The sequence below is a fragment of the Pseudomonas sp. HD6422 genome (genome assembly GCF_025377065.1).
Classification (GTDB): Bacteria; Pseudomonadota; Gammaproteobacteria; order Pseudomonadales; family Pseudomonadaceae; genus Aquipseudomonas; species Aquipseudomonas putida_U.
This window is the reverse complement of the sequence record NZ_JAHWIW010000062.1, coordinates 1-15,641: the sequence shown is the minus strand read 5'-3', so window position 1 is coordinate 15,641 and position 15,641 is coordinate 1. Positions and strand designations below refer to the sequence as shown.

Annotated in this window: 13 protein-coding genes; 6 read left to right on the top strand and 7 right to left on the bottom strand. The window is 64.0% G+C overall.

Translation table 11 applies throughout. From position 1 onward, the window contains the following. Both KY379_RS26610 and KY379_RS26605 read left to right on the top strand, forming a co-directional pair. The coding region (locus KY379_RS26610; protein ID WP_261242368.1) for an S-type pyocin domain-containing protein at positions 1–1,180 on the top strand (1,180 nt) is incomplete at its 5' end. Continuing rightward, positions 1,177–1,452, top strand: coding sequence for a bacteriocin immunity protein (locus KY379_RS26605; RefSeq protein WP_261242370.1), 276 nt, complete (start codon positions 1,177–1,179; stop codon positions 1,450–1,452). The genes KY379_RS26610 and KY379_RS26605, both read left to right, overlap by 4 nt. A 298-nt stretch (positions 1,453–1,750) precedes the next feature. Here the strand turns inward: KY379_RS26605 and mhpT are convergent, their stop codons facing one another. Together mhpT and KY379_RS26595 are read right to left on the bottom strand one after the other, a co-directional pair. Beyond that, the gene (gene mhpT, locus KY379_RS26600) at positions 1,751–2,980 is read right to left on the bottom strand and encodes a 3-(3-hydroxy-phenyl)propionate transporter MhpT (RefSeq protein ID WP_261242375.1); all 1,230 of its coding nucleotides are present in this window, start codon (positions 2,978–2,980) and stop codon (positions 1,751–1,753) included. Between the two features lie 33 nt (positions 2,981–3,013). Next, on the bottom strand, positions 3,014–4,405 hold the full coding sequence (locus tag KY379_RS26595) for an alginate export family protein (RefSeq protein ID WP_261242377.1): 1,392 nt from the start codon (positions 4,403–4,405) through the stop codon (positions 3,014–3,016). Between the two features lie 260 nt (positions 4,406–4,665). Between KY379_RS26595 and KY379_RS26590 the strand changes: the two genes are divergently transcribed. Together KY379_RS26590 and KY379_RS26585 are read left to right on the top strand one after the other, a co-directional pair. Next, positions 4,666–6,345, top strand: a complete 1,680-nt coding sequence (locus KY379_RS26590; protein WP_261242379.1) for an arylsulfatase — start codon at positions 4,666–4,668, stop codon at positions 6,343–6,345. Continuing rightward, positions 6,342–7,367, top strand: a complete 1,026-nt coding sequence (locus KY379_RS26585) for a formylglycine-generating enzyme family protein (protein ID WP_261242380.1) — start codon at positions 6,342–6,344, stop codon at positions 7,365–7,367. The genes KY379_RS26590 and KY379_RS26585 overlap by 4 nt, the downstream gene beginning before the upstream one ends. Here the strand turns inward: KY379_RS26585 and KY379_RS26580 are convergent. The 5 genes from KY379_RS26580 to KY379_RS26560 form a co-directional block, all read right to left on the bottom strand. After that, positions 7,348–9,090, bottom strand: coding sequence for an acyl-CoA dehydrogenase family protein (locus tag KY379_RS26580; protein WP_261242423.1), 1,743 nt, complete (start codon positions 9,088–9,090; stop codon positions 7,348–7,350). The two genes, KY379_RS26585 and KY379_RS26580, sit on opposite strands and share 20 nt — an antisense overlap. 14 nt (positions 9,091–9,104) lie before the next feature. After that, a complete protein-coding gene (locus KY379_RS26575; RefSeq protein WP_261242425.1) occupies positions 9,105–10,346 on the bottom strand; it encodes a thiolase family protein in 1,242 nt (413 codons plus the stop codon). Continuing rightward, positions 10,343–12,226, bottom strand: coding sequence for a feruloyl-CoA synthase (locus KY379_RS26570; protein WP_261242427.1), 1,884 nt, complete (start codon positions 12,224–12,226; stop codon positions 10,343–10,345). Before KY379_RS26570 ends, KY379_RS26575 begins: the two co-directional genes overlap by 4 nt. 90 nt (positions 12,227–12,316) lie before the next feature. Beyond that, a complete protein-coding gene (locus KY379_RS26565) occupies positions 12,317–13,765 on the bottom strand; it encodes an aldehyde dehydrogenase (RefSeq protein WP_133327134.1) in 1,449 nt (482 codons plus the stop codon). A 75-nt stretch (positions 13,766–13,840) separates the two neighbouring features. Continuing rightward, positions 13,841–14,671, bottom strand: a complete 831-nt coding sequence (locus KY379_RS26560; RefSeq protein ID WP_261242435.1) for a p-hydroxycinnamoyl CoA hydratase/lyase — start codon at positions 14,669–14,671, stop codon at positions 13,841–13,843. A 197-nt stretch (positions 14,672–14,868) separates the two neighbouring features. Here KY379_RS26560 and KY379_RS26555 point away from each other — a divergent pair, with 197 nt between their 5' ends. Together KY379_RS26555 and KY379_RS26550 are read left to right on the top strand one after the other, a co-directional pair. Then, on the top strand, positions 14,869–15,348 hold the full coding sequence (locus KY379_RS26555; RefSeq protein ID WP_133327138.1) for a MarR family winged helix-turn-helix transcriptional regulator: 480 nt from the start codon (positions 14,869–14,871) through the stop codon (positions 15,346–15,348). Between the two features lie 51 nt (positions 15,349–15,399). Next, a complete protein-coding gene (locus KY379_RS26550) occupies positions 15,400–15,585 on the top strand; it encodes a hypothetical protein (protein ID WP_261242454.1) in 186 nt (61 codons plus the stop codon). The last annotated feature ends 56 nt before the right edge of the window (positions 15,586–15,641 follow it).

The following is a 15,641-nucleotide window of genomic DNA, read 5'->3' as shown; positions in this document are numbered from 1 at the left end:
CATCGCCGCCGCTAAAGCCAAGGCCGAAGCCGACCGCATCGCCGCCGCTAAAGCCAAGGCCGAAGCCGACCGCATCGTCGCCGCCAACACGTACACCGTGCCTGGATCGGTCGCTGGCGCTGGTTCGGTTATCATTATCGCAGCCGGACATCTACGCACCGCAGTAACGTACGTATCCGTAGGCAGGGTTCTCACAACAGCCGTTGGGGCCTTAATTGGGTTCGCAGGCAGTGTTGCTGCCGGGCTGGTTGCTGGAGTATCGGCCCTCATCTATTCGCCGCGCCTCGGCAACGGCGAACTGCCGGTCCGCTATGCGCTACAAACCCCGCTCACTGACCTCGACCCACTCCTGAGCGCAGCGCTGCCGTCGATCAGCTCCGCCAGCCACGTCGACCTTCCTTTCCGTCTGAGTTCTCGGGTTACCGAGCAGGACGAATCGGAAATCTTCGTCGTCAAGACGGATGGCGTCATCGTGCCCTCCAGAGCGCCGGTGCTTAACGCCCGGTATGACGCACAACGCAACGTTTACATCGCCTCCACAGCGGACATACCCCCGCGCACCCTCTCCTGGACACCAATCGTCACGCCCGGAGATGCGTCGACGACGTTGCCGCCGGAGCAGCCTGAGCCTTCGATCTACGAAGGGGCAAAGCTCAAACCGGTCGAGGTCAGGATCGACAGTTTTCCAGAGGTCGCCGATGCGAGCTGGGATGACTATGTCATCGTGTTTCCGGCGGATTCCGGGTTGCCGCCGATCTATACAATGTTTCGGGATCGGCGCGGGGAGCCAGGCATCATAGAAGGTCATGGACAAGCAGAAGCAAACATCTGGCTATCAGAAGCAGATACGGGCAAAGGCTCGCCAATTCCCTCGCGGATCGCAGATCTTCTGAGAGGGAAGGAGGTCAGGAACTGGCGAAATTTCAGGGAATCGTTCTGGAAGACGGTCGCTGATGACCCAATACTATCCAGACAGTTTAGTCGTTCAAATCTGACGCTTATGAGAGGAGGCTCTGCGCCTTACGCTATCCCTGACGAGCACATAGGAGGAAACAAAGTGTATGAAATCCATCATGATGTACCACTCCGCCAAGGTGGCGAGCTCTACAACATTGACAACCTACGTATTGTCACGCCCAAGCGCCATGTCACAATACACAGCAAAAGGATCAAACAGTGAAGCTAAAAAACAGACTTGAAGACTACACCGAGCAAGAATTTCTGGAGTTTTTAGAGGAATTCTTCGAAAACAAAAACAACCTAAGCGGCGATAAACTTGCGAGCCATATGAACCAACTAGTAAACCACTTCGAGCAAGTTACTGAGCACCCTGCAAAAAGCGAATTGATCTTCCACCCTGCCGCCGACGTCGAAGATAGTCCCCATGGCATCTTAAAAATTTTAAAAGCGTGGCGCGCCGCAAACGGCAAACCTGGATTCAAAGCAGAGTAGTCATGCAGATGCCTAAGAGCCTTGATTCTTAGGCATCTGTCACAACCTGAAACGGCCCTTTCGCGGGCAGGTCGCAGCGGCGAACCGCCGCTCCTACATTTGTGCAAAACCTGTAGGAGTGGGTTTACCCACAACAAACCTATGGCGGAGCTTCGCACGGGCAGGGTGCATGTTTGCGGGATGATCGTCGACATCAGAACCACAAAGCCATGACTTCAAATCACCAAACAACCATCTGCGGCATTTCCTCGGTGAACACGTGCGCAAAGCCCAGTCATAAACCCCTGACAGGCCTGTATCAGGCCGAGCCTTCAGTGCGTGCCTGCACCGCCGACTGTTGGCGTTGTCCCAGCAGTGCACGTGCCGCCAGCGCGGCCACCACCAAACCTGGCGACGCCGCCAGCAGCAGTCCACCCACGCCCGCCCCTGCCGCCAGGATCTGCCCTGCTGCCAACGGCCCGGCCATCGACCCCAACCGCCCCACCGCCACCGAAGCGCCGACCCCGGTGGCGCGTACCTGGGTCGGGTACAAGGTCGGTGCCAACGCATACAGCACCAATTGCCCGCCAATGGCGCAGTAACCGGCGGTGAAGCCGGCCAGCAACATCAGGCCGAAACTGCTCGACAGGCCCAACCCTGCCAACGCGGCCAACATCCCGGCATAAGCGATGAACACCGCACGGGCGGCATGGCCGCGGTCCATCATGCGCCCGGTCAGGAACGAGCCCGCTGCGCCCCCAAGGTTGAACAGGATCTGCACCGCCCCCGCCTGGGGCCGGCTGAAGCCTTGGCCGATCAGCAGCGATGGCAGCCAGTTGAGCAGCATGTACAACACCGTCAGGGTGAAGAAGCACGCCACCCACAGCAGCAGCGTACGGCTCACCTGACCCGGCCCGAACAGCTGATTGAGCAAACCATCGTTCCCGACCTTCGCCGCGCCCTGGGCACGGAATGCCTGAGATTCCTTCAGCCACAGCATCAGCACGAAAGCGATGGCGATCGGCGCGATGCCGCCGACATAGAACACCGTGCGCCAGCCCTCGCCTACCCCAGCCATGCCGATCACCGAGGCCAGCGCACCGCCCAGTGGCACGCCACAGTAGGTCAGGCTCACCGCCGTGCTGCGCAGCCGCTCAGGTGCCGCCTCGCTGGCAAGAGCGATCAGGATCGGCAGTGCAGCGCCCAACCCCAGCCCGGTCATCAGCCGCGCCACCAACAGCGAAGAATAGCTTTCGGCATGGGCGGTCCCCAGCGAGAAGCCACCGAACAACAGCACCGCCACGATCAGGATCGACTTGCGGCCCAGCCGGTCAGCCAACCAGCCGCCGATGAACGCACCGGGCAACAACCCCAGCAAACCGGCACTGAAGACCCAGCCGAGCATGGCCGAGGTCAGGGCGAATTCCTTGGCCATGTGCGGAGCGGCAATGCCGGTGGCCTGAAGGTCCAGCCCTTCGAGCAGGGCCACGAGAAAGCACAACCCGATGGTGAGAACGGCCTTGCTTGATGACGCAGTTGAATGACCCATGTGTGTACCCTTTTGTTGTTATCGCTTGGGTGATCAGAGGCGGAAGGTGGCTCGCAGCGAAACGATCGAGGAGTCGCCACCCCCGGCGTCCTTGATGGCGGCGCCGACGTCGTAGTACTTGAGGTCCAGATCCAGGGTCAGGTTGGGCGTCGCCAACCAGCGGGTATTGGCCCGGTAGATCGTGCCCACATGACGGCCGGTGCCGCGGGTATTGGCCAGCAGGCTCATGCCGGGCATGTACACGCCGTCCTCCTCGCGCTGCTTCCAGACCTTGAACACGCCGGGTTCGAAACGCAGCTTGCGCCATGGCGAAAACGCGAAGGTCGGGCCGACCACGATGATGTTGCTCAAGGTGGTCAGGCTGGCTTCGCCATAGACGCCGTTGCGCGGGTACAGTGGGTCGAAGGTACTGACCTTGCCATCACCCAGGTCGCCGTCGCCACTGGCGGCATCGATACGCATACCCAGACGTGGTTGCCAGGGGTGGGCGAAGGTGTAGCCGGTGTCGCTGGACACCGCCCAGGCACGGATCGAGGCGTTACCGAGGTGTCCGGTCTGTCCGGCCAGGTTCCAGCTCCAGTCCAGCGCCTGATGGCGGCCAAACAGACGGGTACCGTAGGTGTAGCGCTGCTCGTCGCCGGATTCGCCGTCCAGGCTGCGATCGTCGGTCTCCAGGCCGAAGGCGAACAGATCCACGTTCCAGGCCGTCGTCAGCGGCAAGGTGCCGTAGAGGCCATAGAACTTGACCTTGTTGTTGCTGCCGTCGTCCCAACTGTCTTCGCCCGTCTTGAGCGGCCGCACAGCGAAGGCATCGAGCTTGCGCCCGTCCTTGAGGTTGAGACTGGCGCGCAAGCCATCGAAGTTCAGGCGAATGTTGGGGGAGTCGCGGTAGGTGACGAACACCTGGTCACCATAGGCCATCTCCTGGCGCCCTATGCGCGTGGTGTAGCGACCACCGGAGAAGTCGTAATTGAGGTCGACGAACGCCTGGCGTATTTCATTGCGTCCTTCGTCATTGGGCGAATACAGGTCCTTGCCGAAGGCACGGGTATTCTCGACCTGGACGAAGGTGCGCACAGCGTCATCGAACAAATGCAGGTCGGCATGGGCTTGCAGCCGCTGCAACAGGTAGGAGTCGTCCTTCAGCCCACGCAGGCCGAAGAACGGCTTGCCAAGGGAGTCGGCCCGGTAGCGGGCCTCGGCACCGAGTTGCAGCCAGGCTGACTCGGATAAGCGATGGTAGCGCAGACCATCGAAGGCGTCGGTGGCCTTCGCAGGATCGTCGAGGAAACGATAGTCCTCGATCCACCGAGGGGCGCCGGGCCGACCTGGTCGGCTCTCCTCGAGCGGACTGGCCGCCTGCACGGATTGGCAGAGAGAAAGCAGTACAAGGGGCACCCACGCCCCGTTCAACGGCCTGGTCATCAGAATTTCCCTTACTTGTTCTTATAGTTGTGGTGACGAACTGGATAACTCTGTTAACGATTATTTTTGTTAACTATGCTGCCGTCAATAGAACAGAGCGCAACGACAAGGGTCGGAAGCCATCAAGCGTTCGCTGATCGCACACTTCTTCCTCGGCAGGCTGCATGACCCGCCGAAGCCTCGCTAATATTCTCCTGACGCGACGTCTAGCTCGCGGTCGCGCAAACTCCATCAATCATTACAACAACAAGAGCACCACAATGAATTGCCTCCGCCCACTCGCCGCCTTCGGTATGCTCATGCTTGGCGCCAGCCAGGCCATGGCTGCACCAACCGTTAAACAACCAAACATTTTGCTGGTCGTGGCCGACGACCTCGGCTTCTCCGACCTGTCGGCCCTGGGTAGCGAAATCCAGACGCCGAACCTGGACAAACTGCTGGCCGACGGCCGGCTGATGCTCGACTTCCATGCCTCGCCCAGCTGCTCGCCAACCCGGGCGATGCTGATGTCGGGCAACGACCCGCACCTGGCCGGGTTGGGCATGATGTCCGAAGCACGTAAGCGCCTACCCGCCGGCACCGAAGTCCGCGCGGGTTACGAAGGCGTGCTCGGCGCCAACGTCGCTACCCTGGCCGAGTTGCTGCAAGACGCCGGCTACCGCACCTACATCGCTGGCAAATGGCACCTGGGCATGCAGCCGGCGCAACAGCCACAGAACCGTGGTTTCGACCAGGCCTATGTGCTGCTCGAAGGCGGCGCCGCGCACTTCAAGCAGGCCAACATGGACCTGCAGTCGAACTACAGCGCGACCTTCCGCCACAATGGCGAGCCGATCGAACTGCCTGACGATTTCTATTCCACCACCTGGTTCACCGACCGCCTGATCGACTCGATCGACCAAGGCAAGGCCAGCAACAAGCCGTTCTTCGCCTTCGCCGCGTATACCGCACCGCACTGGCCATTGCAGGCACCGGACCAGTACCTGGCGCAGTACCGCGGGCGCTACGACCAAGGCTACGAGGTCATCGCTCACCAGCGCCTGGAGCGTCAACGCAAGGCCGGCCTGGTACCGGCTGACTTCCCGATGCAGGCGCAACTCGAAGACGTGCCGAGCTGGGCGTCGTTGAGCGAGGCGCAAAAGCGCCAGTCGGCGCGCACCATGGAGGTCTATGCGGCCATGGTCACTGCGCTGGATGCCGAGGTCGGGCGCCTGGTGGAGCACCTGCGCAAGACCGGCGAACTGGACAACACCCTGATTCTGTTCATGTCCGACAACGGCCCGGAGAATGCCACCCGCGTCGACCCCAACTGGATCAAGGCGAACTTCGACAACCGCCTGGACAACTATGGCCGGCGCGATTCGTTCCTGATGATCGGTTCGGCCTGGGCCCAGGTCAGCGCCCTGCCCAGCCGTCGCTACAAGATGACCACCTACCAGGGCGGCATCCGTGTCCCGGCCTTCGTCTACTACCCGGCCACCATCAAGGCTGGCCGCAGTGAAGAGCTGGCCAGTGTCCGCGACATCATGCCGACGCTGTTGCAACTGGCCGGTGCGCCGATGCCCGGTATCAAATACCGCGACCGCGATATCGTGCCGCCACAAGGCACCTCTGCGCTGAATTACCTGCAAGGCAAGGACAGCCGGATTCACGCCGGTGACGAAGCCTTGGGCTGGGAAATCAACGGTAGCGCCTCGCTGCGCAAGGGCCCGATGAAGCTGCTGTGGGACGCCACCGACGGCAAGCCGAGCTGGCACCTGTACGACCTGCGCAAAGACCCCGGCGAGCACCATGACATCGCCACCAAGCATCCTAAGCAAGTGGCGCAGATGCTGCGCGACTGGAAGGCCTATGCTCAACGCAGCAACATCGCGATCGACGCCGATGGCCGTCCGGCCAGCCCGGCCCTGACCAAACCAGTCTTGGCCAAGCAGCAATGATCGCCCGAGTAGCCGGCTGCGCAGCACTCGCCGCCGGCCTACTCGCCGCTGCCTACGCCGCGTGGCCACGAACCCCGGCGCCGGCGCTGCTGTGCGCCAGCTACGACGGCCTGCCAGCACAGCGCCAAGGGCCCTGGCGCGATGGCATGGTGCGCCTGCCCGGCGGCGAGTTCAGCTTTGGTTCGAGCCGATTCTATGACGAGGAAGGCCCACCCCACCCTGCCAAGGTCTCGGCGTTCTGGATCGACGTGCATCCAGTCACCAATGCCCAGTTCGCGCGTTTCGTGAAGGCCACCGGCTACCTCACCCATGCCGAGCGCGGCATCAGCGTCGAGGACGATCCCTCGCTGCCCGATGCCCTGCGCGTGCCAGGGGCGATGGTGTTTCAGCAAGGGCCACAAGTACTCGCCCCCGGCTGGCAGTTCGTGCCCGGCGCCAACTGGCGACACCCGCAAGGGCCCGATAGCAGCCTGGACGGGCTGGACAACCATCCGGTGGTGCAGATCGCCCTGGAAGATGCCCAGGCCTACGCCCGCTGGGCCGGTCGCGAGCTGCCCAGCGAGGCGCAGCTGGAGTACGCCATGCGGGGTGGCCTGAGCGATGCCGACTTCAGCTGGGGCACCACCGAGTTTCCCAAGGGCAAGCCCATGGCCAATACCTGGCAAGGTCAGTTCCCCTACCACAACGCAGCGGTCGATGGCTTTACCGGCACCTCGCCGGTGGGCTGTTTCCCGGCCAACGGCTTCGGTCTGTTCGATGCCGGCGGCAACGTCTGGGAGCTGACCCGCAGCGGCTACCGACCCGGCCACGATGCCGTGCGCGATGCCGCGCTCGACCCGCCGGGCCCGGCCTTGGCGGAAAGCTTCGACCCCGCCGAGCCCGGTGTGCCGGTGGCGGTGATCAAGGGCGGATCGCACCTGTGTTCGGCGGACCGTTGCATGCGCTACCGGCCCTCGGCGCGTCAGCCGCAGCCGGTGTTCATGGCAACGTCACATGTGGGCTTCAGGACGATTCGGCAATGAAGGCCAACGGTGCAGCGGCGGCATCGATGGCCGCCACCTGCCGATCGATGTCGGGCAACAGATAGCTGAAGAAGAACTCGACGCTTTCCTGCTTCTCCCGGCGTTGCGCCGTCGCCACCGGCAACGCCTGGATGCAGCGTGCGGTACGGGCCCAGGCGAACGCCTGCAAGACACTGGCACATAATTGCAGAAAGTCGCCTGCGGCGCGGTACGGGTATTCGGCGTCGTCCGCCGCGATCAGCAGGACCTTGGCCAGCACCGCATCCAGCGTGTCGCAGACCCTGCCCAGCGCCATGGCGGCCCTGCCATCCGATGCACCGGCCTCCTCACGCAGCTCACCCAGCAGCAAGGCGAAGCCCTCCCCGCCATCGCCCAGCACCTTGCGCAACAACAGATCGTTGGCCTGTATCTCGTTGGTGCCCTCGTAGATCATGGCGATGCGGCTGTCGCGCAGGGTCTGCTCGATGGCGTACTCCTGTGTGTAGCCGTAGCCACCGAACACCTGCAGTGCCTGACTGGCAAGGCGGAAGCCGCGCTCGGTGAAATCCGCCTTGATGATCGGCGTCAACAGCGCTGCCAGCGTTGCCGCCTTGGCGCGCTGGGCGGGGTCGCCAGCGCCCGCGGCAAGGTCCAGCCAGTGCGCCGCCCAATAGCCCAGCGCCCGCATGCCCTCGGTGCGCACCCGCAACTCCAGCAGGGACCGGCGCATCGCCGGATGCAGGTGGATCGGGTCGGCTCCCTGGGCGACCTCGGTGCGCCCCGGCGCCTTCATCTGGCGCCGCTCCAGGGCATAGTCGCGGGCCTGTTGCCAGGCTGCCTCGGCGTGTCCCAGCCCTTGCAGGCCGACATGCAACCGGGCCGAATTCATCATCACGAACATCGCCGCCAGGCCGCCGTGGGCCTGCCCGACCAGCCAGCCTTGGGCAGCTTCGAAGCGCAGCGCACACGTGGCGCTGGCGCGAATGCCCAACTTGTGTTCCAGACCATCGCAGTGCACGGCATTGCGCTGACCGTTCGACAGCCATTTCGGCACCAGCAGCAGCGACAGTCCACGGCTCCCGGGCGGCGCATCCGGCAGCCGAGCCAGCACCAAATGGACGATGTCGCCGCTCAGGTCGTGCTCGCCGCCGGAGATGAACAACTTGTTGCCGGTGACCGCATGGCTGCCGTCGCCCAAAGGCTCGGCACGGCTGCGCAACAGGCTGAGGTCACTCCCGGCCTGAGGCTCGGTCAAGCACATGGTCGGCAGGATTTCGCCACTGACGATCCCCGGCAGGTAGCGCGCCTGCAGCTCGGCGCTGGCGTGGGCTTTCAGACACAGGTAGGCGCCATGGGCAATGCCGGTGTACATGGCCCAACCGTGGTTGCTGGCAAAGAGCATCTCCTGCACTGCCGCATCCAGCACCAGGGGCAAACCCTGGCCACCGAGTGCGGGGTCGCACGCCAACCCAGGCCAACCGCCTTCGACATAGGCGCGGTAGGCGGCAGGAAAACCGTCCGGCGTGCGCACGTCGCGACCTTCGAGTCGACAGCCCTGGCGATCGCCCGGCGCATTCAGCGGCGCCAGCACCTGTTCGCTGAATCGAGCCGCCTCTTCCAGCACCTGCACGGCCAAGTCGAGGTCAAGATCGCTATGAAGTGAGAGTTGCGGCCAGGCCTGGTCGACCTGCAGCCAGTGTTGCAACACGAATTGCATGTCGCGCAAGGGAGCCTTCCAGGCCATGGGACACCTCGGAATCAAGCAACGAAATGGGGGTTCTCGATCAGCAGCGCCATGCCCTGGCCGCCGCCGATGCAGGCCGCCGCGATGCCATAGCGCAGGTTGTCGTGGCGCAATTGCCGGGCCAGGGTGTGCACCAGGCGCAGGCCGGTGGCGGCCAGGGGATGACCGAGGGCGATGGAACCGCCGTGGACGTTCAGTTTCGCCACATCCAGCTGCAGTGCCTGGGCTACCGCCAGCACCTGGGCCGCTTGCGCCTCGTTGATTTCGAAGCGGTCGATCTGCTCCAGGCGCAGGCCGCTGCGTTCGAGCAGCAGGTCGATGGCCGGCGCCGGCCCGATGCCCATGGTCCTGGGTGGTACACCGACAGCCGTGGCCATCAGCAAGCGTGCCAGCGGCGCTTGGCGGCAGTCGGAGTAACGCGTGACCAACGCCGCGGCCGCACCATCGACCACTGCGCAACTGTTGCCGGCGGTTTGTACACCATCGCCGTGCACAGGACGCAGCCTAGCGAGTGCCTCAGGATCGGTCGGCCGTGGGTGGCTGTCGCGGCTGACTTCGAGCACGCCACGCGGCAAAGCGATGCCACGGGGAAGGCAGTCCTGTGCCTCGAAGGTCTGCGCGGTGACCGTGACGATCTCGTCATCGAACCAGCCGTGGGCCTGGGCCTGTATGGCGCGCTGGTGGCTGCGCAGCGCCCAGGCATCCACCGCCTCACGGTCCAGGCCAAAATCGCGGGCCAACTGCTCGGCAGTGCCGATCATGTCCACTCCGGCAGCGGGATCGTACAGCGCCTCCCAGAGAAAGTCCTTGAAACCGACCGGGGCCCCCAAGCGAAAGCCGCCACGATGTTCATAGGCGGCGATCGGGTTACGCGACATCGACTCGGCGCCCACGCACAGCACTTGTTGCACGCCGCTGCGCAGTTGCTCGCCGGCCTGGCGCAGCAACTCCAGACCGGTGCCGCAGATGCGCTGCACTGCCAGCGCCGGTACCGCCTGCGGCACGCCACAGTACAGGCCGATATGGCGCGGCAGCATATAGGCATCGAAGCTGGCCTGGGCCATGCTGCCGGCGATCACGCTGTCCACCGTCTGTGGCGCGATAGCGGCGCGTGTTAGCAGCGCACGCCCGGCATGGATGCCCAGATCGATCGGCGACACCCCGGCCAATGCGCCGCCCAGGTCGACCCAGGGCGTGCGCACCATCTCGACGATGGCCGCGTCCTCGAAGGAGGTGCACAGCCCGGGGCGACTCATCGCGCCACCTGGGCGTGCAGCGCGCTGGGGTCTTCGCCACGGTACAGCGCCTCGACCCGCGCAGCCCGTCGTTGCAGCACTGCGCGTTGGTTGATCGAACCCTTGTCGGTGATTTCACCGGCATCGATCGACGGCGGGTCTTCCAGCAGCGCCAGCCATTCGATGCGACTGGCGTTGCCCTGGGCATCGGCATTCAGACGCTGCAGCCAGCCGGCGAACCAGGCCCGTACAGCATCGCTGGCCAGCACCTCGGCGTCGCTGGCATGAGCCGCCAACCCGGCCAGTTGCCGACACTCAGGAAGGCGCGGGAATACCAGCAGCCCCAGGCATTCACGGTCCGGCGCGGTGACTACCACGTCTTGCACGTAGGGCGAGCCTTCCAGCACCGCACGATTACGCAGCGGGCCGACGCTGACGAACACCCCGGACGACAGTTTGAAGTCCTCGGCGATACGACCGTCGAACATCAAGCCGTGCTCGGGGCGCTCGGCATCGGCCAGCTTCAGCGCATCGCCGGAGCAGTAGAAGCCCTCCTCGTCGAAGGCTTCGGCAGTCTGCTGCCGCGAGCGCCAGTAGCCCGGCATGATGTGCGGGCCACGGAAACGCGCCTCCAACTTGCCGTCCTTCGGCACCAGCTTCACTTCGCAGCCCGGTGCCGGCAGGCCGACGTACCCGGCCAACGACAGCGGGCCGGTGGTGAAGGTGCACGACGGCGAGGCTTCGGTCATGCCCAGGCCAGCCATCATGCGGATGCGCTCGCCGCAATGCTGCTCGGCGATACGGTCGAGGCGATCCCAGATGCTTTGCGAAAGGCCCGCGGCGGCGAAGAAGAACAGCTTCATCCGGGCGAAGAAAACCTCACGCAGCTCGGCGTCCTGCTCCAGCGCCTTGACCAGTTCTTCCCAACCCTTGGGCACGGTGAGATAGGCAGTGGGAGAAATCTCGCGCAGGTTGCGCAAAGTCTCGGCGAAGCCTTGGGGCGTGGGTTTGCCGCCGTCGAGGTAGAAGCTGCCGCCGTTGTACAGCACGATGCCGATATTGTGGCTGCCGCCGAAGGTGTGGTTCCACGGCAGCCAGTCCACCAGCACCGGTGGCTCCTCGGCGAAGACCGGGAAAGTCTGCAGCAACATCTGCTGATTGGCGCAGAGCATGCGCTGGGTGGTGATCACCGCTTTGGGCAGCTTGGTCGAGCCCGAGGTGAAGAGAAACTTGGCGATGGTATCCGGCCCGGTGGCGGCGAATGCCGCATCGGCGCCAGCCAGGTCGGTCGGCTGCAGCAGGCTGTCGAAGCGCAGGTGACGTCGGCCGACAACCTGGCCATGTACGCTGATCACAGGCACCGAGTCGTCGAGCACTGCATCGAAAGCACGCTGGAAAGGCTGACTGTCGGTGGCGAATACCAGGCCTGGGGTGAGCACCTCGCAGACATGGCGCAGTTTGGCGAAGTCCTGGGACAGCAGCGCGTAGGCCGGGGACACCGGGCAGTAGGGAATGCCGGCATACATGGCGCCGAGGGCGATCTGCAGGTGCTCGATGTCGTTGCCGGAAAACAGTGCCAGCGGCCGCTCGGCGCTGAGATCAAAGCCCAGCAGGTTGGCGGCGATGGTGCGCACATCGGCAAGCATTTGGGCATAGCTGATCGAACGCCAGGCACCGTCCGCCTGGCGGGCGGCGATGAACGTCGTGTCGGGGCGCTCGGCAGCCCAGTGCAGCAGACGGTCGAGCAGGCGCGCCGGCAGCGGCGCCAGGGGCTCGATGGGTTGCATGCGCAGCACGCCATCGATGTGGCTGATCTGCACCTGGGGATGCCCGATGGCCACCTGGCGGTAGCGCGGACATTGGCCAGGGTCGATCGACCGTGAGCGGGCTTCGGTATTCACGCAGGTTGCTCCTTGTTCTTGTTGTACATCCTGCCGCCGCCCGACCCTGCGGGCGGCGGTCTTGTCGCGCATCGCTCAAGCGTACGAGCGCTAGATGGGATAGTGCCGCGACCCGTGTTGCAGCGTCACCCAGCGCAGCTGGGTGAACTGGTCGATGGCGGTGCGGCTGCCGAAGCTGCCATAGCCGCTGGACTTGACCCCACCGAACGGCATCTGCGCTTCATCGTGCACGGTCGGGCCGTTGATGTGGCAGATGCCCGACTCCACCCGTTGCGCCAATGCCAGCGCACGGCTGGTGTCACGGCTGAAGATCGCCGATGACAGGCCGAACTCCGAGTCATTGGCCAGTGCCAACAGCGCCTCATCCCCTTCGCCGCGCAGCACCACCGCCACCGGCCCGAAGGACTCCTCGCGGTACAGGCGCATGCTCGCATCGACGTTGTCGAGCAAGGTCGGTTGCAGGATGCTGCCGTCCAGCTCGCCACCGCACACCAGGCGCGCGCCCTTGGCCACGGCGTCGTCGATCAACGCCTTGATGCGCTCACCGGCCGCCGCGCTGACCAGTGACCCGAGCACCGAGGTGCTGGCCAGCGGGTCGCCGGCACGCAGCCCGGCGACCTTCACTGCCAGCTTGTCGACGAAGGCGTCGGCGATACGGCTGTCCACCACCAGGCGCTCGGTGGACATGCAGATCTGACCCTGGTTGAAATAGGCCCCGAAGGCCGCGGCCTCGACCGTGGCATCCAGGTCGGCATCATCGAGCACCAGCAGCGGCGCCTTGCCGCCCAACTCGAGCAAGGCCGGCTTGAGGTGGCGGGCAGCCAGCTCGCCGACGATGCGCCCGACCTGCGTGGAGCCGGTGAAGTTGACGCGGCGTACCGCAGGGTTGGCGATCAAGCGTTCGACGATGGCCGGCGCATCCTCCGGCGCATTGCTGATCACGTTAACCACGCCATCGCCCAGGCCGGCATCGTGCAGCACCTGGCCGATCAAGCGATGCACCGCCGGGCTCAGTTCCGAGGCCTTGAGCACCACGGTGTTGCCGCACGCCAGCGGCATGGCGATGGCACGGGTGGCGAGAATCACCGGGGCGTTCCACGGCGCAATGCCCAGCACTACACCACAGGGAGCGCGCAGGGCCATGGCGAAACTACCGGGCACATCCGATGGAATCACTTCGCCGGTGATCTGGGTGGTCATGGCTGCCGCTTCGCGCAGCATGTTGGCCGCCAGCTTGACGTTGAAGCCATACCAGTTGGCCATGGCGCCAGTTTCGCCAGCCGCGTCGATGAACTCGCCGGCTCGGGCCTGCAGCAGTTCGGCACCTGCGAGCAGGCGGCTGCGCCGTTCACCGGGCGCCAGCGCAGCCCAGGCCGGGAACGCCGCTTGCGCTGCGGCCACCGCCGCATCGGCATCTGCCAGGGTGGCGGCGGCGACCTGCGAGACCACCTCGCCGGTCACCGGATTGCGGCGTTCGAAGGTTCGTCCGTCGCTGGCGGGGCGCGACTGCCCGCCAATCAGCAAAGGCACCTGCAACATGCTCATTCCTCTTGTTGTCGTTATAGAGAAATACCCACGGACGCTGGCCGATGACGCCAGCGTCCGCCTTCGGACTCAGCGCTTGTAGGCTTGCAGACCGGGCTTGATGCTCTTGTCGTCGAGGAACTGCTTCATGCCCTGCTCGCGGCCGCCAGTGGTGTCGAGCAGACGTGACTGGTCGAGCTTGGCGTACAGGTAGTCTTCGTTCTGCTCCCAGGTCAGCTCGCGGCAACGTTTGAAGCCGTTTTTCGCAGCACGCAGTACCACCGGGTTCTTTTCCAGCAGGTTGAGCGCCAGCTCGCGGGTGGTTTCACGCAGTTCGGCCAGTGGCACGCTGTCGTTCACCAGGCCCATCTCGGCGGCCTTGCGGCCATCGAAGGTCTTGCCGGTCATGATGTAGTAAAGCGATTGGCGGTGGCCAACGGTATCGGCCATGGCCTTGCTGACCAGGTTGCCCGGCGGGATGCCCCAGTTGATTTCCGACAGGCCGAAGGTCGCCTCGTTGGCGCAGATGGCCAGGTCACACGCCACCAGCGGGCTGAAGCCACCGCCGAAGCACCAGCCGTTGACCATGGCGATGGTCGGCTTGGCATACATGCGCAGCAGCTTCCATTGCCATTGCGAGGCTTCGCGACGGATTTTCTCCTGAAGGATCTCCGGGCCGGCGTCCACTTCGCGGAAGTACTCCTTGAGGTCCATGCCCGCCGTCCAGGACTCGCCGGCGCCGGTCAAGACCAACACGCCAGCGTCGGCATCCTGCTCCAGGGTTTCCAGCACGTCGACCATTTCCTGGTTCAGGGTAGGGCTCATGGCGTTGCGCTTTTCCGGACGGTTGAGGGTGACCCAGGCGATGCCCGACTCCAGCTCGACGGTGACGGTGGTCCAGCGGCCTTCGTATTTGCTCATGGTTCTGCACTCTTGTTGTTCGCGGTGATGGCCTCAAGCTAATGGAGCTTAATAGTTATGTCAATTAACTATTATGGAAATTATCTTTTCCGATTGACGGGTTCAGAGGCTTTTTTGCCTGATGTCCTCTAGCCGGATCGCACGCCGGCAGGCAAACTGGGTAACTTTCTTATCCATGACCGAGGAGCCCGTACGCGATGGCAAGGTCTGCCCGTTCTACCGATAGCGCTTCGATGCCCGTGCCGGCGGGAGAAAGCGTGCTCGAAGACTTGATCGGCTATGCGCTGCGCCGCGCTCAATTGAAGCTGTTCCAGAACTTCATCGCCCGGCTCTCGGCCTATGACTTACGCCCGGCGCAGTTCTCCGCCTTGGCGATCATCGACCAACACCCAGGGCTGATGCAGGCGGATCTGGCGCGAGCGCTGGCGATCGAGCCACCGCAGGTCGTGCCGATGCTGAACAAGCTGGAGGAACGCGCGCTGGCGGTACGCGTGCGATGCAAACCGGACAAGCGCTCCTACGGGATCTTCCTGAGCAAAGCGGGGGAAGCCTTGCTCAAGGAGTTGAAGCAGATTGCCAGCGACAGCGATCGCGAATCGACCTCGGCACTGGATGACGAGGAACGTGGGCAGCTATTGCGGTTGCTGACCAAGATTTACCAAGAACCACAGGGCTAATGCCCGATCGCCGGTCTGCTATGATCGCGCTTCACTCATAGGGAATCGTCGGTGAAGTCCGTGTTCATGTTCATCCTGGCGCTGCTGCCGCTGCCCCTCCTGTTCTGGGCCATGCGCTACTATCGGATGCGTTGGCGGGCGGGCATGGAGGCGCGTTTCGCAAAGGCCTTGGAAGGCCTGCAGATCGGTAGCCTTGACATCCTCCCCGCCCTAAAAGACGGGAATTCCTACAGGTAGACGGCCATGCCCGACCGCGAGAATGTTCCTCGCCGCGTTAATGTCGCGGTCGTGAG